This is a genomic window from Maritalea porphyrae (genome assembly GCF_027213965.1).
In the GTDB taxonomy this organism is placed as follows: domain Bacteria; phylum Pseudomonadota; class Alphaproteobacteria; order Rhizobiales; family Devosiaceae; genus Maritalea; species Maritalea porphyrae_A.
The window spans coordinates 682,089-706,741 of the sequence record NZ_JAPWGX010000002.1 but is presented as its reverse complement, the minus strand read 5'-3'; the positions used below and the strand labels follow the sequence as shown (position 1 = coordinate 706,741).

The window sequence follows — 24,653 nt, the reverse complement described above, 5'->3', positions numbered from 1 at the left end:
CTTTATAGAAGTTGACCATGGTCAATTATTGGAAGTAACTCATGAATATTCTCATTTTATCCGGACACCCGCGCCAACAAAGCTTCACCCACGCCCTTTCAAAAGCCTATCAAGAGGGCGCGCAGCTTGCCGGCGCGCAAACAAGCCTTGTGTCTTTGTCCAACATCCAATTGGGTAACCAAACAGATAGTCCATTGCCATCACAATCAAGTTGGACGGCTGATATGAAGGCACTTTGGCAAGAAATGAAAGCAGCAGATCACGTTGTTATCGCTCACCCGCTTTGGTGGGGCAGCATGCCAGGCGAGCTTAAAATGCTATTTGATCGGTTGCTGGTTTCAGGCACCGCTTACCAATATCAACAGGGAAAAGCCTTCCCCAAGGGCCTATTGGCTGATCGCACCGCCGAACTCATCATGACCTCTGATACACCGGATTGGTATTACCGGTTTGGCTATTGCAGTGCACAGACAAATCTGATGAAAAATCAAATCCTCAAGTTCATTGGTCTCAAACCAGTTCGCTCCACACACATCTCACCCGTTCGGAACATGAGCGATATCGCGCGTGCAAAAAAGCTGGAACAGGTCAAAAACATGGCGTTCAAATATTCGTCTCGCCAACAAAAAAGCGCGGCTTAAAAGCCGCGCTCCAAATTCTGTTCAATGTCAAATATCAAGCAACAAGATTGCGCAAGACATAATGCAAAATACCACCATTTCGGAAGTAATCTAACTCGTCTTCCGTATCGATCCGGCAAAGCGCTTCAAAGCTCTTTTCAGATCCATCCGCTGATTTCACCTTAACGATTACGTCACATCGTGGCGTGATCTCACCAATCCCATCAATCGACACCTCTTCATCACCGGTTAGACCCAAGGAACTCCAGCTCGCACCATCTTTAAACTGCAACGGAAGAACCCCCATACCCACGAGGTTTGAGCGATGAATACGCTCAAAGCTCTCAACGATCACCGCGCGAACGCCGAGCAGTCTTGTGCCTTTTGCCGCCCAATCCCTTGAAGAACCTGTGCCATATTCCTTGCCGCCAAAAACCACCAAAGGGGTGCCTTTTTCAGCATAGGCCATTGCCGCGTCATACATGGCGGCAACGTCACCTGATGGGTCTTTGGTGAAACCACCTTCAACGCCGGGCACCATTTGGTTTTTGATTCGAATATTTGCAAATGTGCCGCGCATCATAATCTCATGGTTACCCCGACGCGACCCATAGGAGTTAAAGTCTTTCACCCCAACTTGACGGTCCAGCAAATATTTACCCGCTGGTGTATCCGCTTTAAACGACCCGGCTGGCGAAATATGATCAGTTGTGATGCTATCGCCAAATAGGCTCAAGATCCGCGCTGATTTCACATCTTTTTGCGGTGTAATTTCTTTGCTCACCCCCTCAAAATACGGCGGGTTTTGCACATAGGTGGAAGCAGAGTTCCAATTGTAAGTTTCTCCCCCTTCAACCTTAATCTTTTGCCAACCTGCATCGCCTTTAAACACGTCGGAATAGCGTTTGATGAACATCTCACGCGTAACTGACTGGCGCACTATCGAAGAGATTTCTTCAAGCGTTGGCCACAAATCCTTTAAATAAACCGGTTTTCCATCGCTACCCGTGCCCAAGGGTTCGGTTGTAATGTCGATACTCATTTTGCCCGCTAACGCATAGGCAACCACCAACGGCGGCGAGGCCAAATAGTTCGCTTTTACATCCGGGTTCACGCGACCCTCAAAGTTTCGGTTACCGGATAAGACAGAGCAAGCCACCAAATCTTTTGCACCAATGGCTTTTGAAATGGCAGGGGGCAAAGGCCCCGAGTTTCCAATACAAGTCGTGCAGCCATATCCAACAAGATTAAAACCAAGCGCATCCAAATCATCTTGCAGACCAGAAGCGGTCAAATATTCGGTCACAACTTGTGATCCGGGCGCCAAAGAGGTTTTGACCCAAGGTTGAACCTCTAGCCCCAGCGCCCGCGCCTTGCGCGCCACCAATCCAGCCGCCACCAAAACCGCAGGGTTTGAGGTATTGGTGCAAGATGTAATCGCCGCAATCACCACATCCCCATGGGTGATCGAATAGTCTGTGCCCTCAACCGGTGCAGCTGGTACATCTGTTTTGGCATATTCGCCCGCAAGCGCTTCAGCAAACTTTTGCTTCGCCTCATCCAAATTCACCCGATCTTGTGGGCGTTTTGGCCCAGAAATCGCTGGCACCACACCATCCAAATCAAGATAAAGAACATCGGTATAAGTTGCCTCAACCGTATTTGCATCGCGGAACATGCCTTGAGCTTTAGAATAAGCTTCAACCAAAGCCACTCGGTCCCCATCACGACCCGTAGTGTCCAAATAGGCGAGCGTTTCGCTGTCCACCGGAAAGAAACCGCAAGTCGCCCCATATTCTGGAGCCATATTGGCAATTGTTGCCTGATCTTCCAACGTCAAATTATCAAGGCCTGGGCCATAAAACTCAACGAATTTACCCACCACGCCCCGCTCACGCAGCATTTCAACCACCCGCAACACCAAATCGGTTGCGGTAATACCGTCCCGCATATTGCCTTCAAGTTTAAAACCGATCACTTCAGGGATCAGCATGGAGATCGGCTGTCCCAGCATCGCAGCTTCAGCTTCAATGCCCCCAACGCCCCAGCCTAAAACGGCCAAACCGTTGATCATAGTGGTGTGGCTATCTGTACCCACAAGCGTATCCGGATATGCAATGGTTTCGCCGTTGGCTTCTTTCGTCCAAACCGTTTGGGCCAAATACTCAAGATTCACCTGGTGGCAAATGCCCGTTCCGGGCGGCACCACGCGGAAATTATCAAACGCCTCTTGGCCCCAGCGCAAAAACTCATAGCGTTCGCCATTGCGTTGATATTCACGCTCCACATTTTGGGTAAAAGCTTGCCCAGTACCAAAGAAATCAACCATCACCGAGTGGTCAATCACCAAATCCACCGGCACCTGGGGGTTGATCTTTTGTGGGTCAGCGCCAAGCTTTGCGGTGGCGTCGCGCATCGCGGCCAAATCAACAACTGCGGGCACACCCGTAAAATCCTGCATCAGCACACGCGCAGGACGAAAGGAAATTTCCTGCGCAGAAGATTTGGTTTTTAGCCAATCAGCGCAGGCCACAATATCATCTTTGGTGACCGTGCGGCCATCTTCAAAGCGCAATAGATTTTCCAAAACCACTTTGAGGGAAATTGGAAGTTTCGAGATACCCGAAAGCCCGTTTTTCTCTGCTTCTGGGAGCGAATAATAAGTGTAAGATTTGTCGCCAACAACCAAAGTCTGTCTGGCGTTGAAACTGTTCAATGAAGTGTGTGTCAATTTGCTGCCTGCCTATCCAGATGGTTCAAACTGGTGTCGATCAAAAGCAATAAGGGGACGCTTTCGACCAACAGCCGATGGAGAAACGTCACTGTCCCCACGGCAACGTTCAAACATCATATAGTAAAACGAAACGTTTGTTGCCAGTATTTGGTTCCATCCCTTTGGCAACAAAATAGCGAAATCGAACAAACTTTGAAAAACACGAAGACGTGATGCTCAGCTGGCCACAAAAAAAAGCCGGCGGGTCACCCCACCGGCTTGATTTGTCTAGTTTCTAGCGCCTTTAGGGCTCTTAGAAGTGAACAGACTTTGTGTCGATCGGCTTCACCTGAGGCGGTGCGAATTTGGTCAGGTCGATACCCTCAACTGCTTCTTTATACTCATCAAGGCTTGGGGTGCGCCCAAGGATTGCTGAAAGCACGACGATTGGTGTTGATGCAAGCAGGCTTTCGCCTTTTTTCTCAGCACTGTCTTCCACTACCCGGCCTTGGAATAGGCGGGTTGAGGTGGCCAGCACCGTGTCGCCTTTGGCCGCTTTTTCTTGGTTCCCCATGCAAAGGTTACAGCCCGGGCGCTCAAGATACATGATGTTCTCATATTCCGTGCGCGCCGCGGCTTTTGGCTTAAGGTCGTCAAACTCAAAGCCTGAATACTTTTGCAAGATTTCCCAGTCGCCCTCTTCCTTCAACTCGTCGATGATATTGTAGGTCGGCGCAGCAACAACAAGCGGGGCGTTAAACTCCACCTTGCCATTTACTTTTTCAAGATTGCGCAGCATTTGCGCCACGATCTTCATGTCGCCCTTATGCACCATGCATGACCCAACGAACCCAAGATCAACCTTTTTGTCCGACCCATAATAGCTGATTGGGCGGATCGTATCGTGGGTGTAACGTTTAGAAATCTCAATATTGTTCACATCCGGGTCAGCAATCATTGGCTCAACGATTTGGTCGAGGTCAACAACAACTTCAGCGGCGTACTTCGCATTGTCGTCTGGGCGCAACGCAGGCTTTTCGCCCGACTTGATTTCCCCAATGCGCTTGTCGGCAATGGCGATCAGGCTATGCAGCGTTTTGGCTTCATTTTCCATGCCCTTATCGATCATCACTTGGATGCGGTGTTTGGCGATCTCAAGCGATTCAATCAATGTATCGTCTTGTGAGATACAGATTGAGGCTTTCGCCTTCATCTCAGCGGTCCAATCGGTAAAGGTGAAGGCTTGGTCAGCCAACAATGTACCAATATGTACTTCGATGATGCGGCCTTGGAAAACGTTCTCGCCAAATTGCTCTAGCATTTGCAATTGGGTCGCATGCACAACATCACGGAAATCCATGTGGTCGGCCATTTTGCCTTTAAAGGTCACCTTCACAGATTCAGGAATTGGCATGGTCGCTTCACCTGTCGCGAGCGCGAGCGCCACCGTGCCACTGTCCGCACCAAAGGCAACGCCTTTGGACATACGAGTGTGTGAATCGCCACCAATAATGATCGCCCAATCGTCCACAGTGATGTCATTGAGCACCTTGTGGATCACATCGGTCATCGCGTGATAGCTGCCTTTGGGATCGCGCGCGGTGATTAGACCAAACTTATTCATAAAGCTCATCAGCTTTGGAATATTGTTTTGCGCTTTAATGTCCCACACAGATGCGGTGTGACAGCCAGATTGATATGCCCCATCAACAATCGGTGAAATCACGGTCGCCGCCATGGCTTCAAGCTCTTGGGCGGTCATCAAACCTGTTGTGTCTTGCGAACCAACAATGTTCACTTCCACCCGGACGTCTGAACCGGCGTGCAATGGTGTTTTGCTTTTCACGCCAACCGCGTTCTTGTTGAAAATCTTTTCAACCGCCGTCAGGCCTTGGCCTTCGTGAGAAATCTCTTTGGCTGGTGCAAAAACAAGCGGCGCCTCAATGCCCAACGTTGCAGCCGCAAAAGTTTGCAGCTTTTTACCAAACACAATCGCATATGAGCCCGCAGCTTTGATGAACTCAACTTTTTGCGCTGTCAAAGCTGATGAGATATCCGCGTGCTCTTTTTCGCCATTCTCATCGAGAAGCTTTTTCTTCTTTGTGTTGATGGTCAACACAGTGCCGGTTTCAACGGAATATTTTTCTTCCAATACCGCATCACCATTATTGTTGATGATCGGCTTGCCGTCTGGGCCGGTTTTCTTGACCCAGTTTTTCAAATCTATCCCAATACCGCCGGTAACCCCAACAGTGGTCAAAAAGATCGGCGAAATGCCATTGGTGCCCGCAACAATCGGCGCAAAGTTCACAAAGGGCACATAGGGGCTGGCTTGTTTGCCCGTCCACAATGCTGCGTTGTTGATGCCTGACATGCGAGAAGAGCCAACACCCATGGTGCCTTTTTCCGCAATCAACATCACGCGCTTATCAGGGTGTTGGAGTTTGAGCGCTTGAATTTCGGCCTGTGCTTTGTCCGAAATAAAGCATTTGCCGTGCAATTCGCGGTCTGAACGCGAGTGCGCTTGATTGCCAGGTGACAGCAAATCCGTCGAAATATCGCCTTCCCCAGCAATATAAGTCACCACTTTAATTTCTTCTTCAACGCCGGGAAGCTTGGTGAAAAACTCCGCATTCGCATAGCTTTCAAGAATGTCTTTAGCAATCACATTGCCCGCTTCAAAAGCTTCTTTCAGGCGGCTCGTATCCGCATCATAAAGGAACACTTGGGTTTTCAACACGTCAGCTGCTTGTTCAGCAATCGCTACGTCATCACCCAGCGCCAAATCCAACAGCACTTCAATCGAAGGGCCACCCTTCATGTGTGACAAAAGCTCAAAAGCAAAATCTGGCGTAATCTCTTGAACAACAGATTGTCCAAGAATGATCTCTTTTAGGAACTTGGCTTTAACACCTGCCGCACTGGTCGTGCCTGGCAATGTGTTATAAATGAAGAAGTTCAAGCTTTCCTTGCGGTGCTCATTGCCCTCATCTTTGATCTGCGCAACAAGTTCTGCAACCAACCCACCATCATCAATTGGCTTAGGGTGCAATCCGTCAGCTTTTCGAGTTTCAATCTCGTTAAAATAATCCGTATATAAGCCCATGGTTTGCAACCTTCCATTCCTGATATTGCTTTCAAAACGACCTCACTTGTTCCTGAGAGAAGCCACGAAAGCGAACTAAGCGCATCAATATTTTAACGTCTTGCGTCTGGCAAGAAATTTTGAACAGTCTTTAATCCAGAGCTAGGGTTCTTTGCGCGAAAAACCAAGCTTTGGAGACCAGTGAAAATGTAGATTTTGACGTGCACAGGACATGCGTGAGCGGTTTCTCTTGAAACCCGAGCCAACACTAAAGCCGCAAAGTTGCCCAAAGCTGTCCGTTATAATCTGTCTGACGTAAAAGCTGTTCAAAGGGGATCCTGTCACGGCGTCTGCCTGTCCATTCAAATTTCAAACTTGCCCCGACCAAAAGCGCTAGATGTGCTTTTGATCATAAAGCATGAAATGATCACCTCTGTCCCCACGGAGGTGTTCGCGCGCTTTATAATGAAAATATTCTCCTCTTGCCAGCCTCTACTTTAATCCAATATCACTCCAATATGGATCAAATGGCTCAAATGGTTGAAAAAACGTTCATTAAGGTGCGCGAATTAGCTGTGTCGCGCGGCGGATTTGTTATTTTCGAAGGCATTTCCTTTGATGCAATGCCCGGTGAAGTGATTCTTTTGCGTGGGCCAAATGGCGCAGGCAAGTCCACCTGCCTCGCGGCCCTTTATGGCGCGCTTGCCCCAACCCATGGCTTGATCGATATTCATTTGAGCGACGAAAACCGCTCAACCCGCGAGTTAATCCATGTCATCGGCCACGTGCCCGGCGTCAAAACCACCCTTACCGTGCGCGAAAACTTGCAATTTTGGGCAGATCTTTATGGCAGCGCCGCAAATGTAGAAAATGCGATTGACGCTGCTGGCCTGCACCCAATTGCCGATAGTGACGCATCCATATTATCAGCCGGGCAAACCCGCCGATTGGCTTTGGCGCGATTGCTGGTGGCTGAACGCCCGATTTGGATATTAGACGAACCAACTTCCGCCCTTGATAAACAAGGCGACGCTTGGGTGGGCAACCTCATCGCTAGACATTCCCAAAAGGGTGGCATCATCATTGCCGCCACTCATTTAGACATTCCCAATGTACCAGCCGAAAAAATCAAAACAGTTCTGATCAACGGAGCGCCAGCATGAGAGCGTTCTGGGCCGTTGTGAAACGCGACATCAAACTCGCCACTCGGATTGGTGGCGATGCGATGACGGTTTTGTTGTTCTATGTAATGGTTGGGGCGATCATGCCCTTTGCGATTGGCCCTGATAAAGTGCTTTTGGCCAAACTTGGACCGGCGATTATCTGGATTTCAGCGCTCCTGTCGCTTTTATTGGCGCTAGATCGCTTGTTCCGCACCGACCACGAAGATGGCTCGCTAATCGCTATGAGCCAAGCCCCATTGCCGCTTGAAATGATTGTGACGGCAAAAATTCTGGCCCATTGGCTGACCAATGCTTTGCCATTGATTGCGGCCACACCGCTCTTGGCGATCTTGCTCAACTTGGATGCGGGCCAAACCCTTTTGGTGATTTTCACCCTATTGATCGGCACGCCCGCATTGGTATGTTTTGGCGCAATTGGAGCCGCTGTAACCGTGACAATAAAGCGCGGGGGCTTAATCGCCCCCATCCTTATTTTGCCACTATCTATCCCCACCCTGATTTTTGGGGTCAGCGCCTTATCCACCGGCGCAATTGAAACGGCTGCAAGTTCAGCCCTGCTGTTTTTGGCAGGTTTTACGCTTTTGGCTTTGGTGTTCACCCCCTTTGCAACAGCGCTTGCGTTGAAAATGGGAGCCGAGTAAGAAGAATATATGTCAAAAAACGCATCTATTGATCCCACACCACAAGATCTTGGCTTTTTCTCGCGTATCGCGCACCCGGGGCATTTTCTATTGTGGTCCAAACATTGGCTCATGCCGCTCACAATTATTTCCGTGGCGCTTTTGCTGTTCGGCACCTATTTAGCGTTTTTCAATTCGCCAGCTGATTATCAACAAGGCGATACGGTGCGCATCATGTATGTGCATGTGCCCAACGCTTGGCTTTCCCAATTCTGCTACGCGGTAATGGTTATGGCCTCGGTTGGCTCGCTTGTTTGGCGGCATCCGCTTGCGGACGTTTCTGCAAAAGCCGCGGCACCCTTGGGCGCAACATTTACAGCCGTTGCCTTAGCCACCGGCGCACTTTGGGGCGCACCAACTTGGGGCACCTTTTGGGAATGGGATGGCCGCATGACATCAACCTTGGTCATGCTGTTCATTTATCTCGGGATCATTGCATTATGGCGCACCTTTGAAGACCAAGCCCGCGCGGGCCGCATTATCGCCGTGATCACTTTGGTCGGCGCGATCAATATCCCCATTATCAAATTTTCCGTTGAATGGTGGAACACCCTGCATCAACCCGCCAGCGTCTTTAGACCCGATGGGCCCACCATGCCCATGTCGATCCTTTTGCCGCTATTTGTCATGTTCTTTGGGTTTTCTTTTCTGTTTTTGCTGCTGCATTTCATTTCAATGCGCGCTGAAATATTGCGCCGCCGCGTGCGTGCGCTCGAACGCCGCAACGCCCAACGTTTACGGGAACAACACGCATGATCGATATTTCCCAACACTTTGAATATATCGCGGGCTCTTACTTGATCACCTGCGCCCTTGTTGGTGCATTGGTGTTTTTGGTCAATCAAGACTATCACACCCAAGAAAAACGCCTGGCCGAATTAGAAGCAAAAGGCGTGCGTCGCCGTTCTGAAGAGAAAAGCTAATGAAGCGCATTTGGATTTATCTGCTGCCCCTGATCATAACGGGCGGACTATTTGCGCTCTTTGCCAGCCAAATCAACAAAGACCCAAACCTGTTGCCCTCAGCATTGTTGAACAAACCAGCCCCCCAATTCGAATTGGCGGGGATTGAGGGGCACAATCAATCCGGCTTTTCCACCCAAGACCTAATGGGCCAAATCACATTGGTGAATGTTTTTGCGAGCTGGTGCGTACCCTGCCGCGACGAGCATGAATTCCTCATCGCCCTCGCTAAACGGAGCGATGTCAAAATCTATGGCATTAATTATAATGATCAACCAGAAAACGCGCGCCAGTTTTTGGCCGAATTGGGCAACCCTTACGCCGCCATCGGCGCCGATCGAAACCGTCGGGTAAGCCTAGACTGGGGTGTTTATGGGGTGCCCGAAAGCTATTTGGTGAACCAAGACGGCATGATTGTTTATAAGCATACCGGCCCGATTAACGCACAAAGCTTTGAACAAGATGTCGTGCCAGCCATTGAAAAAGCATTGGATACCCTTTCAACCTCGTAAAACCTTGGCACCATTCAGCGGAGCTGCCGGGTCGGGAGCACCGCGACCAACGGCGGCCTGAAAAAATGTGAAAACCTATTCAGCGTCCGGCGCATATTTGGTCAAAATTGGCACCACGAGTGCAAACGAGAACACCAAGGTCAAGGGCATCAGCCCCCAGACTTTAAAGGCCACCCAAAAATCGGTCGAGAAATTACGCCAAACGATCTCATTGATCACGGCCAAAACAAAGAAAAAGATACACCAGCGCCATGTCAGAATACGCCAGCCTTCAGGCTTAAGCTTATAGACATCACCAAATACATATTTGAGTAAGCTCTGACCAAACAGCAACCCACCCAACAAAACACTGCCAAACAATGTGTTGACGATGGTCGGCTTGAGTTTGATGAAAGTATCATCTTGCAGCCAAAGTGTAAGTCCGCCAAAAACCAGCACCACAACGCCCGTGACCAACGGCATCACCGCAATACGTTTGAGCAAAAACCAGCTGGCCAATAGCGAAACCACCATCGCGCCCATAAACCAGCCCGTAGCGACAAAAATGCCCGCCCGCGCATTAAGCACAAAGAAAAGCACCAAAGGCCCCAACTCCAGCGCGAGCTTGATCAGCTGCGGCTTAAGTTCGGCCCAGTTCATTTCTTCCGGCTGTTGTTTTAACTCACTCATATTCGCTTGCTAACCCCGTGCGATCTTCATTAGTTTTTCCATATTGAACGCCCAGCGCTCTGGCGCGAGTGCCATTGCACTTTCGCCTATCTCAACATCGAACCCATATACCCCATCAATGGCGGTTTGGGCTACACTTCCCGTGATCCAAATACGTTCATATTCGATCATATGCTTTATCGCTTGTTCAATTTTTGCTCTATCCGCCTTCAAATGCACCTGAAACCCTGTGGTGTGCGGCACCACTGGTGAGGTCGAAACGCCCGGAATTTGATTGATCAGCATCGCAATCGTGCGCGCCGCCCCCAGATAATGTGGTATTTCGCTCAAATGCTTATCCATCCCAATCAGGGCTGAAATGGCATAGGGGAATTGGAAGGGTAAATCGCCCCCCATCCGGCTGATCCAAACATCAACCGCATCCAATAGCGCTTTGCTCCCTGCGATTCCGCAGCCGCCTAGACCTCTAAGTTCTTTGTAAAAAGAGCAATAGATGCTGTCGCACAACATCGCAATTTCGCTAAACTTCTTCCCATAAGCAGCCGCAACACCAAATATGCGCGCGCCATCAATATGCAAATGCACGTCATGCACGTGACACCAGGTCGAAATCTTTTGCAACTCCGCAAAAGGCAACAAACGATAACCGGCACGCCGTACGGGCAACTCCAGTGCCACAACAGCAGGTTTTTCACCCAAATTATCCAAGTCATCCACGGTAAAGGGATGATGGTGATTGCCAGCGCGCAAAAACTGGATCGGATGCAGCACTTCCACTGCTTCCATTTCATCATAATCAAAGTGGGAAGCCCGATGCACCACCACGCGGTTATTACCAGCAAATTCGGTGACAGCCCGCAAAACTGCCATTTGGCCAATCATGCCTTTAACGCAGAACCGCGCAGCAGGCTTATCGAACAGCTTTTGCAAGCGCATCGCAACCTCGTCACAAGCGCCCCCTTTGCCATAAACATCGGAAGGCAAAAACGCATGCTCACTTGCGGCCAATATTTTGAACACTTCAGTAACATTGGGCGGTGCAAAATTGGGCAGCACATACACGCATTTTTCCATATTGCGCCGATCGATCATTTTGCCTCTCCCTCAATGCATTAAGTAACGTCGCTCGCCCCTGCAATTGCCTCCGCAAAATCCTGCGCCTGAAAAGGTTCAAGATCGCCTATAGATTCTCCTACACCAATAAAATGCACAGGGAGTTTAAATTTCTTTGCAATTGCAACAAGTATACCACCGCGCGCGGTGCCATCTAGCTTTGTCATCACCAGACCGGTAACACCGGCCCGTTGGCCAAATATCTCTACTTGATTTAGCGCATTTTGTCCCGTCGTCGCATCAAGCGTGAGCAAAGTGGTGTGCGGTGCACTGGCGTCGATCTTCTTGATAACACGGATGATTTTTTCCAATTCCGCCATCAATTCGTCCCGGTTTTGCAAGCGGCCCGCCGTATCAATAATCAAAACGTCAGCGCCCTGCGCCTTTGCCTCGCTAACCGCATCAAACGCCAACCCGGATGCATCCGCACCGGTGGCGCGCGTAATCACCTTTACCCCGGATCGTTCGCCCCAAACCTGAAGTTGCTCTACTGCGGCCGCGCGAAACGTATCGCCCGCCGCCAAAACAACCTTCTTGCCCTCTTTGGTCAGCTTGGCGGTCAATTTGCCAATGGTCGTGGTTTTGCCCGATCCATTGACCCCAACCATCAAAATAACATGCGGACGATGGCGACCATCAAACACCAACGGTAGCGCCACGGGCGCTAGCACGTTCGCCACTTCGTCGCGCAAGACTTGCCGAATTTCATCAACAGAGATCTCTTTATCAAAGCGGTCTTTGGCTAGTTTTTCGGTGATATCAACCGCAGTTTCAATGCCCAAATCCGCCTGGATCAGCACATCTTCAAGCTGCTCTAGCGTTTCATCATCAAGCTTTTTCTTGGTAAAAACGGCTGCAATATTATCGGTGAGTTGATCAGATGATTTTTTCAACCCCGACGTCAGGCGCTGGAACCAGCCCTTTTTTTCCTCAGGCTGAGGTTCTGTGTCGGCTTTAGGCTCGTCATCAACCGCATCAATAGTTGGCGGCGCGATAGCCCCCTCAGGCTCAGGTGCAATGCTCGCCGCTTCTGGCTCCAAAGCAACAGTTTTTTCGACTGTAATCTCTTCTGCAGATGAGGACTCAACTGCATCAGACACAGCTTCTGTGGGCGCCTCTTCAGCAGGCACTGCTTTTTTGCCAAACAAGCGGCCAAACAAGCCCGGTTTTTTCTCGCTCATAAAAATCCCTTAGGTCAAAGCCTTATGCCACTTGCTCAATAGGCGCGCCGATAAGTCCATGCTCACCAACGCCGGTCACAATTGCCTGCAAAATCTGCCCTGGCTCAGTGCCTTCAATCATAATGGGCGCAAATTGTTCTGTTCGGCCAATACCGTCCCGCTCAATCAATACCGAATGGGTTTCTCCCATTTGACGCGCCAAAAACGCTTCATGTTGTTTTTCACCCGCTACCCGCAATTTCTTGGCCCGCGCCTTTGCAATAGCCTTATCCACTTGCGGCATTTTTGCCGCTGGGGTGCCCGGACGGATCGAATAGGGAAACACATGCAAATAGGTAAGATCACACTCTTCAATGATCTTCATAGAATTGGCGAACATCTCATCTGTTTCCGTGGGGAAGCCAGCAATAATGTCTGCGCCAAAAACCATGTCCGGCCTCAGCGCCCGCGCCTCATTCACAAAGTTGATCGTATCTTCACGCAAATGCCGGCGTTTCATACGCTTTAAAATCATATTGTCGCCAGACTGCAACGACAGGTGCAAATGCGGCATCAAGCGCTGTTCAGACCTTAAGGCCTCCATCAAAGCCTCATCCGCTTCAATACTATCGATTGAGGAAATGCGAAGACGCTTTAGTTGCGGCACATGGGTCAATATCTGCTGGGTGAGCTTGCCCAATGTGGGTTTGCCCGGCAGGTCAGGCCCATAGGAGGTAATATCAACCCCGGTCAACACAACTTCACCAACCCCATTATCGGCCAGTTTTTTAATCTGATCCACCACGACGCCCATGGGCACCGAGCGCGAAGGGCCCCGACCGTAAGGAATGATGCAAAAGGTACACCGATGATCACAACCGTTTTGCACCTGCACAAATGCCCGCGCCCGCCCGTCCATACCTTCAATTAAATGGCCAGCGGTTTCCTTAACACTCATAATGTCGTCAACAAGGATCTTTGAATTGCCACCAATGCCAAACTTAAGGCCCTGATAGGTCTCAGCTTTCATTTTCTCGGCATTGCCCATCACCAGATCGACTTCGCCCATTTGGGCAAAACCTTCGGCGTCAGTTTGCGCTGCGCAGCCGGTGACGATAATTTTAGCGTTCGGGTTTTCACGCCGAGCTTTGCGAATGCCTTGGCGGGTTTGGCGCACAGCTTCTTGGGTCACCGCACATGAATTGACAATAATAACATCATCCAAACCCGCTTGTTTGGCCTGGTCTTTCATCACTTCAGATTCAAATGTGTTGAGCCGACAGCCAAATGTTAGCGTTTCAACACTCATGCAGCATCATCCTCAAACAAGTCCGCGGGCAATTCACCCTCAAACTCTGTTTCATAGGGGCCGGTCATCATAATGTGCTTGTCGCTGTCGCGCCATTCGATTTGCAAAATGCCACCGGGCAACTCCACATCAATTTTACCATCCGCAAAGCCTTTGCGCACAGCCGCAACACCAACCGCACATGCCGCCGTACCACATGCCTTTGTTAGGCCCGCACCGCGCTCCCAAACCTTCACTTTGATATGAGTTGGCGACATCACCTGCGCCAAGGAAATATTGGCCCGCTCGGGAAAAACCGGGTGATTTTCAAGCAATGGCCCTGCCTTGCTTAAATCATGCGCGTCTAAATCATCCACCCAAAAAATCGCATGTGGATTACCAACATTCACCACCGAAGGGGTATGCAAAACCGGCGCATCAATTGGCCCGATTTGCAGCTCTATGCCCGTTGTGTCTTCAAACTGCTCAGCCAAAGGGATCATCTGCCACTGTAGGCGCGGCACGCCCATATCCACCGTAACATTTTTCCCATCAAGGCGAGAGAGCAACAGCCCCGCGTTGGTTTGAATGGTCACATCCGCGCGGCCCAACTCCTCAGCCATCAAATAGCCAACACAACGGGTGGCGTTGCCACAAGCATCGACCTCGCCGCCTACCGCATTATAGATCCGCATGAAAATATCAGCGTCTTCGTTACGCGGTGCTTCCATGATGATCAATTGATCACAGCCAACACCTTGTTCACGATCAGCGATCCAGCGCACCTTATCCTTTGTGAAGGTCAGCGCGCGCTTTCGGGCGTCAATGACCACAAAATCATTGCCCAAACCGTTCATTTTCAAATAAGAAACCGCGTCGCCGCTCATTATCGTGCCTATGCCTAATGTCAACTTTTGCCTTATATGGCGCAGATTAGGCCCAATTACTACCCATGTCACATCAAGATTGCTTGCTTGGCGCGCTTCTTTATTGACTCAAAGTCCCCATTCCTCTATTGCACGAGCCAATAAGTTTAACTGATCGAGAAAACCTCGAGCCACTACCTTGTGCGGTCTTACTGATGCAAGGGGTCAACATCCACCAGCGCGTTGCGCCCGTGGGTGTCAAAAGCTTATGGCTCGTCAGCCTTCCAATTTGGGCTTTTGATGACCATATGTGGGGGCACAATCGAACAATTGACCTTAAAAAGACAATGACGGGACGATAAATGTTTCAAAGCCTCTCCGACCGCTTAAGCGGCATCTTTGACGGAATTACAGGCCGCGGCGCTCTTTCTGAAGACGACGTGAACAAGGCCCTGCGCGAAGTTCGCCGGGCGCTAATTGAAGCCGATGTTTCCCTTGAGGTTGTGCGCGGGTTTATCGAGCAAGTTCGTGACCGGGCAGTTGGTGCAGAAGTCACCAAATCCATTACCCCGGGCCAACAAGTCGTCAAAATTGTAAATGACGAATTGGTTGCGGTTTTGGGCACAGATGCGGCCCCGCTGGACCTTAAGGCAAACCCGCCCGTTGCCATTATGATGGTTGGTTTGCAAGGCGCGGGTAAAACCACTGCCACCGGCAAAATCGCCAAACGCCTTAAAGAGAAGCAAAACAAAAAAGTCCTGCTCGCTTCACTTGATACCCGTCGCCCTGCCGCGATGGAGCAGCTCAAAGTTCTTGGGGATCAAATCGGCGTCGATACGCTTGAGATCATTGCGGGTCAAAGCCCGCTTGAAATCGCCAAACGCGCCCAAAAAACCGCCAAGCTTGGCGGTTATGACGTTCTGTTCCTCGATACCGCGGGTCGCACCCATATCGATGAAGAACTAATGGCGGAAACCGCTGAAATTAAAGCGGCCACCAACCCTCACGAAATTTTGCTTGTTGCCGACGCCCTAACCGGCCAAGACGCGGTCAACTTGGCCCGCTCATTTGACGAGCGTGTGGCCATTACCGGCATTATGCTGACCCGTATTGATGGGGATGGCCGTGGCGGCGCAGCGCTTTCCATGCGCGCGGTCACCGGCAAACCGATCAAATTATTGGGGACAGGCGAAAAGCTTGAAGACCTAGAAGACTTCCACCCAAGCCGTGTTGCTGACCGGATTTTGGGCATGGGCGACATTGTTTCGCTGGTTGAAAAAGCAGCTGAAACCGTCAATGCTGAAGACGCGGCCAAAATGGCCAAAAAGATGAAGAAAGGGGTTTTCGATCTTGATGATTTGAAAAACCAACTTCTTCAAATGAAAAAAATGGGCGGCATGGGGTCCCTTATGGGCATGATGCCGGGCATGGGCAAAATGAAAAAGCAGCTTGCCGGCGCCAATGTGGATGAGAAGGTTTTTGATCGTCAGGTCGCCATCATCCAATCCATGACCAAAAAAGAGCGCGCAACACCTGCTTTGCTCAACGCCTCGCGCCGCAAGCGCGTGGCAGCAGGGTCGGGCACTTCGGTTCAAGAAATTAACAAGCTGATCAAAATGCACCGCCAAATGGCCGACATGATGAAAAAAATGTCTAAAGGCAAAGGCGGGCTTGCTGGCGCCCTCGGCGGCATGTTTGGCGGTGGCGGCATGCCCAATATCGATCCTTCCCAAATGGATCCGCAAATGCTCGCCGAAATGGAAAAACAAATGGGCGGGCAAATGCCAGATATGGGCAGCTTGGCCGCACCAGAGCCAAAAAAACAATTACCAACCAGCGTCAACGATCTGCTTAAGGGCAGCGGCGCACCGCGTTTTCCCGGCCTTCCCGGCTTGGGTCCCAAATTGGGGGGCAAGAAATAGCTCCCCCGAATATGAACAAACCAAATTACCACTCAAATGAGCGGTTCAAAGTCCATCTAAGGAGATCTAAAAATGGCAACTAAAATTCGTTTGGCCCGTGGCGGCTCTAAAAAGCGTCCTTACTACCACATCGTTGTTGCAGACGTTCGCGCACCACGCGATGGCCGCTTCATCGAACGCGTTGGCGCCTACAATCCAATGCTGCCAAAAGATGCAGAAGGCCGTGTTAAGCTTGACGAAGAACGCATTCAGCACTGGCTTGCAAACGGCGCGCAGCCAACTGACCGCGTACACCGTTTCCTCGACGCAGCTGGTCTTTTGAAGCGCGGCGAGAAAAGCAATCCAAACAAAGGTCTTCCAGGCAAAAAAGCCCAAGAACGTTTAGAAGAAAAACGTCAAGCTGAAGAAGATGCCAAAGAAGCAGCAGCTGCAGAAGCCGCCGCCGCAGCTGAAGCCGCAGCAGCACCAGCAGAAGAAGCAGCGGCTGAGTAATCCACTCTAACGCTTCTTGAAGGAAATAAGTCATGGACAGCACTGAAAAGAAATTCAAAAGTCGGGTTCTTATGGGCCAGATTGGTGCTGCCCATGGCATTCAGGGCCAAGTGCGGATTAAATCCCACACCGAAGACCCTTTGGCGATCAAAAACTATTCGCCTTTGAGCACCAACCGACCCGGTTTAGAGATCACCATCAAAAAAGCCCGGTTGAACAAATCGGTAATCGTTGCCTCTATTTCGGGCATAGCTGATCGCACCGCAGCGGAAGCGCTCAATGGCGTAAAACTCTACGTCAATCGCGACCAATTGCCAGAAATGGAAGACGAAGACGAGTTTTACCAAGCGGACCTGATTGGCTTGGAAGCCCGCTACGAAGACGGCAATAAATATGGCACCATCACCGCGATCCAAAATCACGGCGCTGGCGACATTCTTGAGGTGCGTCCAGTGCGCGGTCCTTCCCAACTGATGCCATTCACCAAACGCATCATCCCATCCATCAATATTGCTGAAGGCTATGTCACGATCATTATGCCTTCTGACATTGTGATCGATGAAGAAGAGGCGTTCGAGCCCGAATAGGCCAAGCCCCATGTTTCGCGCTGACGTCATCACCCTTTTTCCAGAGCTGTTTCCCGGCCCGCTTGGTGCATCCATTATTGGCCGCGCCATGGACAATGGCTTGTGGTCTTTAACCGCCACCCAATTGCGTGATTATGCGAAAGACAAACACAAAAAGGTCGACGATACCCCAGCAGGGGGTGGCCCCGGCCTTGTGTTAAAGCCAGACATTCTCGCCCGCGCGATTGATGATATTTCCCCCTCAAATGACCCGCGTCCGCGTCTCTTGATGAGCCCGCGCGGCAAACCCTTGACCCAAGACTATGCCCGCGAATTATCAAAAGGCCCCGGCGCCGTGATCATTTGCGGCCGTTTTGAAGGCATCGACCAGCGCGTCATCGACCAGCGCAACCTGATCGAAATTTCTGTCGGCGATTATGTTTTGTGCGGCGGCGAAGTGGCGGCCATGACCTTGCTGGAAGCCACCACGCGCCTACTGCCCGGCGTTATGGGCTCGAACGAAAGTGAGATGGACGAAAGCTTTGAAAATGGCTTGCTCGAATATCCTCAATATACCCGCCCTGCCGAATTTGAAGGCGTGCCCATCCCCGACGTGGTGACCAGTGGCGACCACAAAAAACTTGATCAATGGCGCCAAGAACAATCTGAGCAACTGACCAAAGCTCGCCGCCCAGATTTGTGGGAAAAGTTTAAAGGCAAGATTTAGCTGAAGGCGGTTCAAAGCGTAAAACCTGACAGAACGAACCCGCATCAAGTGCAAGATGGTGCGATTTAGAACCCTACGCGCACCGTCCCGGCCCCCGAGCCGGGACCATTTTACGCCCAACATGGTTCCCCCCCTTAGCCAAACATGCCCGCATAATGCGCCCCAATGATCGGCGCAAACATTTCTGCCGGCTTTCGCGCCAGTTTTACATTCATCCCATGAAGTGCCATCACCAATTGCCGCTTGTGGTTCTCGTGCACCACAGCATCTTGCCAACGCATCATCGCTGCATCATCCCAATTGTCAGCGTCCTGCATCACCACTTCAGGGTTTAACCGGGCCAACAAAGCCGCAAAAGCCGTCTCAGATAAGTTTGCTTCCAGCATCGTGCGCGCCACCAGCATTTCTTCGCCGCACCACAAAGCCGTTGGTGCGCGCAAATACAATTCAACCAGCGCGGAAACGACACCGTTCAAACCGTCGATCTTATCGTTTAAGTGCTCAACACATGACCCCGCCAAATAAGCAAAGTGACTTAGAAAATGCAAAAACCGATTGTCATCATCGAGCACAGAATAGTCACTGACCAACCCAGCCCGCTCAACAAAAAAAGCTAAGATCTGCGCACGGACTTTCAACTGTCCGCTATCAATTAGACCGCCTAAAATGAGCAATCCATAGCTTTGAGCAAGCGGCTCTTCTTGCGCATCAAACCAGGCCACAAACACTTCAAACGCCCGCGCTGCTTTATCTTCGTTCATTGGCCGCTGGTGCAATATTGGTAAAGCGCGCCATAGGTTTTTTCTGCCGTTTTGGGCATAAATTGTTGTAAAATTTCTTGAAATTTATCCGACATAGTTTTCGTTTCACTTAAAAACATTGAGGCAAGTGAACTTAACCGAACCGCACATTTGTCGCCATGCTCTTTTTGCCTCGATGCGCATCTGAGCAAAAAGCACGCCTCCCCCCTTTATGAGGGAGGGAAGCGCGGATGGGCAGATCAATCCTGCGATTGCAGCCAATTAAGGATCGCGTGATTTGTTTCTTGTGGCTTTTCTTGCTGAATCCAATGGCCACAATCAAGGTTGACCACATCAACGTTCGGCACAAAATCCTTAAGGGTTTCCGACTTGGCAACCATATCCCGATCACCATAAATCATGAGGGCGGGATGTTGAATAATTGGGTCCACCTTTGCCAACAAATGCCAGTTTCGATCAAGGTTTCGATACCAATTTATGCCGCCCGTAAATCCTGATTGTTCAAATGCAGTAACAAAAACCGCCAATTCAGCTCCACTCATCAAAGGGTCACCCAATGGTGTTTTTGCGTTGGCGAGATTAATCATCATCATGCCTGGTTCTGGCGGGGTTAAGGGCACGTTTTTGCGGAACATATTGCGCAGGAATTGGTGCGTGTTCTGGTCCAAAATAGCGTCAGCAACACCAACCTGTCGGTTGAAATGCACAAAATAAAAATCAGCGCCAAATATGGCCTCCATCATTTCAATCCATGGCATGTCACCGCGTTCTTGATAGGGCAAAGCCAAGTTGATGACTTTATCCACCCGGCTTGGGTGCAATAAAGTCAGCCCCCAAACCACCGCAGCGCCCCAATCATGACCAACAAAGGTCGCCTTTTCATAGTCAAAATGATCAAGCAGCGCGATCAGATCGCCTGCCAAATGCTCAATATCAAAGTCTGTCACCTCAGAAGGGGAAGACGAAGCGCCAAACCCGCGCTGATTTGGAACGATCACATGGTAACCCGCATCAACAAGCGCTGGCACTTGATACCGCCATGAAAAGGCATGTTCTGGCCAGCCGTGACAAAGGACAATTGGATTGCCTTTGTTTTTGCGACCTGCTTCAAAGACTTCAAGTTCTACGCCATTGAGAGAAATAAGCGTGGGTTGAGGAAAATCGATTGGAATGGACATAGCATTTCTCTTTTTTACTTTTTCTCAAGAACAGATGTCGCCCTTGTTTAGGGCAACACAGTTTTGCTCCTGAGGGGTTTGAAATGGGCGTGACAAGAAAAAAATCCCCTTGCCAACGCGAACGAGCATTGCCTAAAACCTAATGGTGCCAAATACTGGCACCATTAAATGGTAGAACCCTGAAATGAACATTCGCCTTCGCTTAGACGCTATCGTGCGCAGCCTTCGCCGCAATGGCACTTCAACAATTGCTGACTTGGCAGAAGAAGTTGGCGCGTCACGGCGCACCATTTTGCGTGACATTAGCGCGCTGCGCGATGAAGGTTTTGTCATACACTCAGAACCCGGGCGCGGGGGCGGCTTACAACTCGACCCCCAATCACTTCAAACCACGCCCCGTTTGTCGGTTGCCGAAGTGTTTGCGCTGCTCATCAGCGTTGCTTCCATGCGGGCGGCGGGCAACCTGCCTTTTACTAGCCTCGCCGATGCTGGACTGGCCAAAATTGAAAAGGCCTTGCCATCGGATAAAATTCGCGATTTACGCCGGTTTTTAGATTGCTTGTATGTGGGAGAGCTTTCCCCCCTCGTGGATATTTCGGATATGGGCGCCATGGACCCTGCGCTACTGCCCGCCTTTGAAACCGCTTTTCTGAAAAAATGCCACCTGCGGTTTCAATATTGTGATGCAAACGGGGCCCGGACCCAACGAAATATAGAGCCACAAGCTATGCTGATCTTACCCCCACTTTGGTACTTGGTGGCCTATGACCCAACCCGCAACGCCTTCCGCCATTTTCGCATGGACCGGATCAGCACCCCCCAATGCGTGCCAGACCAAAGCTTTCGACGCCGACATGTGCCCTTCGCAGCCAACGTTTCCCCCATTCGCAACCTCCCACGCTGACGTTGCCCCCCGACGCAGGGGGCACGCCGGCCACAACTTATGTCCTTCAACACGCTCAGGATGCGGCCGGCGAAGGTCTCATGCACCCAACTATCCCGCGAGCTAATGTCGAATTTCACCATAATCAGCGCACCGTCCCGCCCCCCCGAAGCCCGGACCGATAACACCCTTATGCCACCTCACGCACTCCCGTCATGCTCGGGCTTGACCCGAGTATCCATGATGAGTTGAAACAAGGCTCAAATGTATTTGGCTTGTGTATTTCCGCTATGTGGACAAAGCGGCAACCAACTATTTGTTTGATATTGCCAAGGGGCAAAATATCACATGCGAAAAAGTGGATTCGGATAAATTCGGACGTACCGTTGCGCGATGCTTTTTATCAGATGGTCGAGAGATCAACCGCATGATGATTGAGAGCAGAGCAGTGCTTCTTTAGCTATCCGAATCGAGATTGATGTTGGCGCCAGCCTCTTTCACGCGATCATCAGAAAACTTGTCCACCCCTTCTTGTTGTCGTTGCTCAATCTGCGATGAAATCTTGAGAAGTGCGGTCATCCATTTCCCTGAATGAAATGCCATTACATCGCTAAATTCCCATCTTGAGTATTCATTTGAATAGTCCTCCACCATCGAGAGCTTTAAGGCCAGTTTTTCATTAGCCCAAAATTCAACTTCCCCAAATTTGTATGCGCTATCGGGAGCGGAGGAGTATCCTTGGTCATGAATTACACAACAGTATTTTGATCCTTCAAAAGTAAAAGAGATCGTGTCCGTATTGATGTTTCCAGACTCGCCTTCGGATTTAGTGCGTGACGCAGACACATTCTTAGCGTCGAAGTGTACATATTTTTGAAAGTCATCCATTTTCACCCAAGACGACCAGTGCATTATATGATCGACTAATTGGCGTACTAAGGCATAGGCAAGGCGACCATCTCTTACGATCTTTCGGGCGGCCTCCAGCTTTTCTTGAGCCTCCAATAATTCTGCATCTGGCTCGGTTTTTTCTAGGCTTAGCGCTTCTTGCTCGTAATTACGCAATTCGGTTGCGATGATTTCTGCCGAATCCATCATCCTCTCAGATGCTGATTTTTCTGGCATTGGGGTTACTTTAGTTGTGATGATTTCTGGCTCAGCGCTTTTATTTTTTCGCTTCCAAAACATTTTGTCCCTTTAAGTATCTTTGGGGGTATTTACGGAATATGTAATTTCCCATTCGCGTTTGATAGCTTCTGCAGTTGGATCGTAAGAGTCAGATGGTGTTAGTTCCTCTAAGAGAGCTTTGTTCTTCTTGTGATGTTGCCACCAAGCAAAAACTATTAGCCCTATTGAAAATGCGTATCCAACAAAGGTGTGGAAATATCCATTTCCTAAGTAATAATAATATGCCAATGCAATCGCAAAAACAGTGGCCGCTATAGCACCGTAGAAGGAGCTATCTCTCTTAAGTTCAATCAGATCAAACTCAAGCGAGTTGATATAACTTTGAACATCTCCGGGTAAACTATCGGGATCGGTAGCAGGGTGTTTTTCCTGCATACGAAATCCATCGAGTTGACGTTTTTGGTTTTCTGTCAAATTACCCTTGTATTTCTTGGAACGATACCAAGGCAGTTTTTCAATCTCTTTTGGCACGCACGCTTCCCTGATTGTTCCCCTGATTTATGGTTTTGATATTACTTAAGTTGTCTAACTTTGGAAGCGTCCAAATCCGATAATGTCTAATATGGGCGCAAACCCGGCATTCATCACCAGCACTCACACACAAACATTCACCGAGGGCGCCGAGGTCAGCGCGCGGCTTGAGCATTCAAAACTTGACGGCGCAACGACCATTGGCAGCTCAAAACAAAAAAACTTATCCCCGCCCAACGTTACCCATGTCATCATGCTCTCGTCTTTCATTCAGCCACGCAGCTTGCTGACGAGCGAGGAGTGGCCGGGGAAACCGAATTTGGTGCCCTGTTGGAAGAAGGTGGTGAACAGTAATGACGATGCTGTTTTGCGCCGAAATCAAAATGTCCAGCCTGACACCGAAGGCAACCGTAAGTCGTGATGGGCAATGCTCGCCTGTCTCAAATTGATTGCAAGGCGTAATATACGTGAGCAACTTGCAAGCGCGGGTAAGGGGATAAAAGGGTTTAGCACCCCGGGGCAATTTGATTTTGGCAAAAAGCCATGACATGCGAGGCCTTCATGGGCTCAATGACCTAAAAATAGCGCAATAATCGAGCCTTTGAAGACCTCGCATGCTGCAAAACAATTTCCGCGTTATGCTCATATGGGTATGGCGATTTTGGTGGTGTTTATTTCTGTTTTCGCTCGCGGTGCGTACCACAGTTTTCATGACGGCCTGAAACCGGCCTATGAAAACTGTTGCACCTGCGCGGGCGCGGCCAAAAAGTTGGCCGGGGTCCTCAACAACAAGTTGTTTCGTCCATCTTTTCCCGAGCTTGTTCGGAATTGGTTGAATGCACCGATTGGCGGGGGTGAAGGGGACGGGAGCGCAGCGACCAACGGCGGCGCGTAAAAATGCTCTCTTTATTTCATCAAAACAGCAACAAACCCATAGACTCTGGGGCCATTTCGGGTTATAGCCCGCCAATCTATTTTGTCACTAAACACCAAGACCGGTGTAACCGCCCCTTCTGGCTCGACTTTTAGGGACGCTCTGATCGGCGAGAATCAACGGACGAAAAACATGAATATTATTCAACAGCTTGAAAAAGAGCAGCTCGAAGAACTTGCCGCAAAGCGCGAAACACCAGACTTTTCACACGGCGATACCGTTAAAGTTTGGGTGAAAATCCGCGAAGGCGAAAAAGAGCGTTTGCAAGCCTATGAAGGCGTTGTGATTGCTCGTGCAGGCGCTGGCTTGAACCAAAGCTTCACAGTTCGCAAAATTTCTTATGGCGAAGGTGTTGAGCGGGTTTTCCCACTTTACTCACCAGTTGTCGACAGCATCGAAGTGCTGCGCCGCGGTAAAGTCCGTCGTGCGAAGCTTTATTATCTTCGTGAATTGCGCGGCAAATCAGCTCGTATTTTTGAATCAACAAATGCACGTACCAAAAAGATTCAAGACGGTGAGCGCGAAGCAAACGCAGTTGCAAAAGCAGCCCGCGAAGCAGAAAAAGCTGCAGCTAAAGCCGCTTCTGAAGCTGCAAAAGCAGCCGCTGCTGAAGGCGAAGCAAGCGCTGAATAGTCGCTTTTCGCTAACAACGAAATTAAAAAAACCCGGCTCATTGGCC

At 50.2% G+C, this 24,653-nt stretch carries 24 protein-coding genes; 13 read left to right on the top strand and 11 right to left on the bottom strand.

Annotated features, from left to right (window positions below; genetic code table 11):
• Positions 1 to 41 precede the first annotated feature (41 nt).
• Complete coding sequence (locus tag O4H47_RS08140) at positions 42 to 641, top strand: NAD(P)H-dependent oxidoreductase (RefSeq protein WP_269393455.1); 600 nt, start codon at positions 42 to 44, stop codon at positions 639 to 641.
• A 34-nt stretch (positions 642 to 675) separates the two neighbouring features.
• Here O4H47_RS08140 and acnA read toward each other — a convergent pair whose 3' ends face one another.
• Positions 676 to 3,351 carry an aconitate hydratase AcnA gene (gene acnA / locus O4H47_RS08135; protein WP_269393454.1) on the bottom strand — a complete coding sequence of 892 codons (2,676 nt, stop codon included), beginning with the start codon at positions 3,349 to 3,351 and terminating at the stop codon, positions 676 to 678.
• Positions 3,352 to 3,646: 295 nt separating this feature from the next.
• Entirely contained in the window at positions 3,647 to 6,439 is a 2,793-nt protein-coding gene (locus tag O4H47_RS08130; RefSeq protein WP_269393453.1) for a bifunctional aconitate hydratase 2/2-methylisocitrate dehydratase, read from the bottom strand.
• Positions 6,440 to 6,954: 515 nt separating this feature from the next.
• Between O4H47_RS08130 and ccmA the strand changes: the two genes are divergently transcribed.
• From ccmA to O4H47_RS08105, 5 genes are read left to right on the top strand one after another with little or no spacing between them, the layout of a single operon-like run.
• Positions 6,955 to 7,581 (top strand): heme ABC exporter ATP-binding protein CcmA, encoded by a 627-nt coding sequence (gene ccmA / locus O4H47_RS08125; RefSeq protein WP_269393452.1) that lies wholly within the window; start codon positions 6,955 to 6,957, stop codon positions 7,579 to 7,581.
• Positions 7,578 to 8,243 carry a heme exporter protein CcmB gene (gene ccmB, locus O4H47_RS08120; protein ID WP_269393451.1) on the top strand — a complete coding sequence of 222 codons (666 nt, stop codon included), beginning with the start codon at positions 7,578 to 7,580 and terminating at the stop codon, positions 8,241 to 8,243. Before ccmA ends, ccmB begins: the two co-directional genes overlap by 4 nt.
• Positions 8,244 to 8,252: 9 nt before the next feature.
• Entirely contained in the window at positions 8,253 to 9,038 is a 786-nt protein-coding gene (locus O4H47_RS08115) for a heme ABC transporter permease (RefSeq protein WP_269393450.1), read from the top strand.
• Positions 9,035 to 9,205, top strand: a complete 171-nt coding sequence (ccmD, locus tag O4H47_RS08110) for a heme exporter protein CcmD (protein ID WP_269393449.1) — start codon at positions 9,035 to 9,037, stop codon at positions 9,203 to 9,205. The genes O4H47_RS08115 and ccmD overlap by 4 nt, the downstream gene beginning before the upstream one ends.
• Positions 9,205 to 9,756 carry a DsbE family thiol:disulfide interchange protein gene (locus O4H47_RS08105; RefSeq protein WP_269393448.1) on the top strand — a complete coding sequence of 184 codons (552 nt, stop codon included), beginning with the start codon at positions 9,205 to 9,207 and terminating at the stop codon, positions 9,754 to 9,756. The genes ccmD and O4H47_RS08105 overlap by 1 nt, the downstream gene beginning before the upstream one ends.
• Positions 9,757 to 9,831: 75 nt before the next feature.
• Here the strand turns inward: O4H47_RS08105 and O4H47_RS08100 are convergent, their stop codons facing one another.
• Genes O4H47_RS08100 through dapF form a run of 5 tightly spaced genes read right to left on the bottom strand, consistent with a single transcriptional unit; the run spans position 9,832 to position 14,873 of the window.
• Positions 9,832 to 10,425, bottom strand: a complete 594-nt coding sequence (locus O4H47_RS08100; RefSeq protein ID WP_269393447.1) for a septation protein A — start codon at positions 10,423 to 10,425, stop codon at positions 9,832 to 9,834.
• Between the two features lie 9 nt (positions 10,426 to 10,434).
• Positions 10,435 to 11,517, bottom strand: a complete 1,083-nt coding sequence (locus tag O4H47_RS08095) for a threonine aldolase family protein (protein WP_269393446.1) — start codon at positions 11,515 to 11,517, stop codon at positions 10,435 to 10,437.
• A 20-nt stretch (positions 11,518 to 11,537) separates the two neighbouring features.
• On the bottom strand, positions 11,538 to 12,719 hold the full coding sequence (ftsY, locus tag O4H47_RS08090) for a signal recognition particle-docking protein FtsY (RefSeq protein WP_269393445.1): 1,182 nt from the start codon (positions 12,717 to 12,719) through the stop codon (positions 11,538 to 11,540).
• Positions 12,720 to 12,741: 22 nt separating this feature from the next.
• The gene (gene mtaB, locus O4H47_RS08085; RefSeq protein ID WP_269393444.1) at positions 12,742 to 14,007 is read right to left on the bottom strand and encodes a tRNA (N(6)-L-threonylcarbamoyladenosine(37)-C(2))-methylthiotransferase MtaB; all 1,266 of its coding nucleotides are present in this window, start codon (positions 14,005 to 14,007) and stop codon (positions 12,742 to 12,744) included.
• On the bottom strand, positions 14,004 to 14,873 hold the full coding sequence (gene dapF / locus O4H47_RS08080; protein WP_269393443.1) for a diaminopimelate epimerase: 870 nt from the start codon (positions 14,871 to 14,873) through the stop codon (positions 14,004 to 14,006). The genes mtaB and dapF overlap by 4 nt, the downstream gene beginning before the upstream one ends.
• A 341-nt stretch (positions 14,874 to 15,214) precedes the next feature.
• Here dapF and ffh point away from each other — a divergent pair, with 341 nt between their 5' ends.
• The 4 genes from ffh to trmD all read left to right on the top strand — a co-directional run bounded on the left by ffh (position 15,215) and on the right by trmD (position 18,559).
• On the top strand, positions 15,215 to 16,774 hold the full coding sequence (gene ffh / locus O4H47_RS08075; RefSeq protein ID WP_269393442.1) for a signal recognition particle protein: 1,560 nt from the start codon (positions 15,215 to 15,217) through the stop codon (positions 16,772 to 16,774).
• Positions 16,775 to 16,846: 72 nt separating this feature from the next.
• Positions 16,847 to 17,266 carry a 30S ribosomal protein S16 gene (gene rpsP, locus O4H47_RS08070; RefSeq protein WP_269393441.1) on the top strand — a complete coding sequence of 140 codons (420 nt, stop codon included), beginning with the start codon at positions 16,847 to 16,849 and terminating at the stop codon, positions 17,264 to 17,266.
• 32 nt (positions 17,267 to 17,298) lie between these two features.
• The gene (gene rimM / locus O4H47_RS08065) at positions 17,299 to 17,853 is read left to right on the top strand and encodes a ribosome maturation factor RimM (RefSeq protein WP_269393440.1); all 555 of its coding nucleotides are present in this window, start codon (positions 17,299 to 17,301) and stop codon (positions 17,851 to 17,853) included.
• Between the two features lie 10 nt (positions 17,854 to 17,863).
• Positions 17,864 to 18,559, top strand: a complete 696-nt coding sequence (trmD, locus tag O4H47_RS08060) for a tRNA (guanosine(37)-N1)-methyltransferase TrmD (protein WP_269393439.1) — start codon at positions 17,864 to 17,866, stop codon at positions 18,557 to 18,559.
• 134 nt (positions 18,560 to 18,693) lie between these two features.
• Here trmD and O4H47_RS08055 read toward each other — a convergent pair whose 3' ends face one another.
• Positions 18,694 to 19,320: a hypothetical protein gene (locus tag O4H47_RS08055; protein WP_269393438.1), complete on the bottom strand. Its 627-nt coding sequence runs from the start codon at positions 19,318 to 19,320 to the stop codon at positions 18,694 to 18,696.
• 239 nt (positions 19,321 to 19,559) lie between these two features.
• Positions 19,560 to 20,498, bottom strand: coding sequence for an alpha/beta fold hydrolase (locus tag O4H47_RS08050; RefSeq protein ID WP_269393437.1), 939 nt, complete (start codon positions 20,496 to 20,498; stop codon positions 19,560 to 19,562).
• 184 nt (positions 20,499 to 20,682) lie between these two features.
• On the opposite strand from O4H47_RS08050, the gene O4H47_RS08045 reads away from it, so the two are divergent.
• Positions 20,683 to 21,402: a helix-turn-helix transcriptional regulator gene (locus O4H47_RS08045; protein WP_269393436.1), complete on the top strand. Its 720-nt coding sequence runs from the start codon at positions 20,683 to 20,685 to the stop codon at positions 21,400 to 21,402.
• Between the two features lie 435 nt (positions 21,403 to 21,837).
• Here the strand turns inward: O4H47_RS08045 and O4H47_RS08040 are convergent, their stop codons facing one another.
• Together O4H47_RS08040 and O4H47_RS08035 are read right to left on the bottom strand one after the other, a co-directional pair.
• On the bottom strand, positions 21,838 to 22,569 hold the full coding sequence (locus O4H47_RS08040) for a hypothetical protein (RefSeq protein ID WP_269393435.1): 732 nt from the start codon (positions 22,567 to 22,569) through the stop codon (positions 21,838 to 21,840).
• Between the two features lie 9 nt (positions 22,570 to 22,578).
• Positions 22,579 to 23,040, bottom strand: a complete 462-nt coding sequence (locus O4H47_RS08035) for a hypothetical protein (protein ID WP_269393434.1) — start codon at positions 23,038 to 23,040, stop codon at positions 22,579 to 22,581.
• Positions 23,041 to 23,122: 82 nt separating this feature from the next.
• Here O4H47_RS08035 and O4H47_RS08030 point away from each other — a divergent pair, with 82 nt between their 5' ends.
• Positions 23,123 to 23,461 carry a hypothetical protein gene (locus tag O4H47_RS08030; RefSeq protein ID WP_269393433.1) on the top strand — a complete coding sequence of 113 codons (339 nt, stop codon included), beginning with the start codon at positions 23,123 to 23,125 and terminating at the stop codon, positions 23,459 to 23,461.
• 645 nt (positions 23,462 to 24,106) lie between these two features.
• A complete protein-coding gene (rplS, locus tag O4H47_RS08025) occupies positions 24,107 to 24,607 on the top strand; it encodes a 50S ribosomal protein L19 (protein ID WP_269393432.1) in 501 nt (166 codons plus the stop codon).
• Positions 24,608 to 24,653 lie beyond the last annotated feature (46 nt).

Bases quoted from the DNA above. Each gene is read 5' to 3' on its own strand.
- mtaB (WP_269393444.1), bottom strand. From the start codon at position 14,007: ATGAGTGTTGAAACGCTAACATTTGGCTGTCGGCTCAACACATTTGAA.
- O4H47_RS08095 (WP_269393446.1), bottom strand. From the start codon at position 11,517: ATGATCGATCGGCGCAATATGGAAAAATGCGTGTATGTGCTGCCCAAT.
- rplS (WP_269393432.1), top strand. From the start codon at position 24,107: ATGAATATTATTCAACAGCTTGAAAAAGAGCAGCTCGAAGAACTTGCC.
- O4H47_RS08030 (WP_269393433.1), top strand. From the start codon at position 23,123: ATGTCTAATATGGGCGCAAACCCGGCATTCATCACCAGCACTCACACA.
- dapF (WP_269393443.1), bottom strand. From the start codon at position 14,873: ATGAGCGGCGACGCGGTTTCTTATTTGAAAATGAACGGTTTGGGCAAT.
- ccmB (WP_269393451.1), top strand. From the start codon at position 7,578: ATGAGAGCGTTCTGGGCCGTTGTGAAACGCGACATCAAACTCGCCACT.
- O4H47_RS08045 (WP_269393436.1), top strand. From the start codon at position 20,683: ATGAACATTCGCCTTCGCTTAGACGCTATCGTGCGCAGCCTTCGCCGC.
- ffh (WP_269393442.1), top strand. From the start codon at position 15,215: ATGTTTCAAAGCCTCTCCGACCGCTTAAGCGGCATCTTTGACGGAATT.
- O4H47_RS08050 (WP_269393437.1), bottom strand. From the start codon at position 20,498: ATGTCCATTCCAATCGATTTTCCTCAACCCACGCTTATTTCTCTCAAT.
- rimM (WP_269393440.1), top strand. From the start codon at position 17,299: ATGGACAGCACTGAAAAGAAATTCAAAAGTCGGGTTCTTATGGGCCAG.
- ftsY (WP_269393445.1), bottom strand. From the start codon at position 12,719: ATGAGCGAGAAAAAACCGGGCTTGTTTGGCCGCTTGTTTGGCAAAAAA.
- ccmD (WP_269393449.1), top strand. From the start codon at position 9,035: ATGATCGATATTTCCCAACACTTTGAATATATCGCGGGCTCTTACTTG.
- trmD (WP_269393439.1), top strand. From the start codon at position 17,864: ATGTTTCGCGCTGACGTCATCACCCTTTTTCCAGAGCTGTTTCCCGGC.
- O4H47_RS08040 (WP_269393435.1), bottom strand. From the start codon at position 22,569: ATGTTTTGGAAGCGAAAAAATAAAAGCGCTGAGCCAGAAATCATCACA.
- O4H47_RS08140 (WP_269393455.1), top strand. From the start codon at position 42: ATGAATATTCTCATTTTATCCGGACACCCGCGCCAACAAAGCTTCACC.
- O4H47_RS08105 (WP_269393448.1), top strand. From the start codon at position 9,205: ATGAAGCGCATTTGGATTTATCTGCTGCCCCTGATCATAACGGGCGGA.
- O4H47_RS08100 (WP_269393447.1), bottom strand. From the start codon at position 10,425: ATGAGTGAGTTAAAACAACAGCCGGAAGAAATGAACTGGGCCGAACTT.
- O4H47_RS08115 (WP_269393450.1), top strand. From the start codon at position 8,253: ATGTCAAAAAACGCATCTATTGATCCCACACCACAAGATCTTGGCTTT.
- ccmA (WP_269393452.1), top strand. From the start codon at position 6,955: ATGGTTGAAAAAACGTTCATTAAGGTGCGCGAATTAGCTGTGTCGCGC.
- rpsP (WP_269393441.1), top strand. From the start codon at position 16,847: ATGGCAACTAAAATTCGTTTGGCCCGTGGCGGCTCTAAAAAGCGTCCT.
- O4H47_RS08130 (WP_269393453.1), bottom strand. From the start codon at position 6,439: ATGGGCTTATATACGGATTATTTTAACGAGATTGAAACTCGAAAAGCT.
- O4H47_RS08055 (WP_269393438.1), bottom strand. From the start codon at position 19,320: ATGAACGAAGATAAAGCAGCGCGGGCGTTTGAAGTGTTTGTGGCCTGG.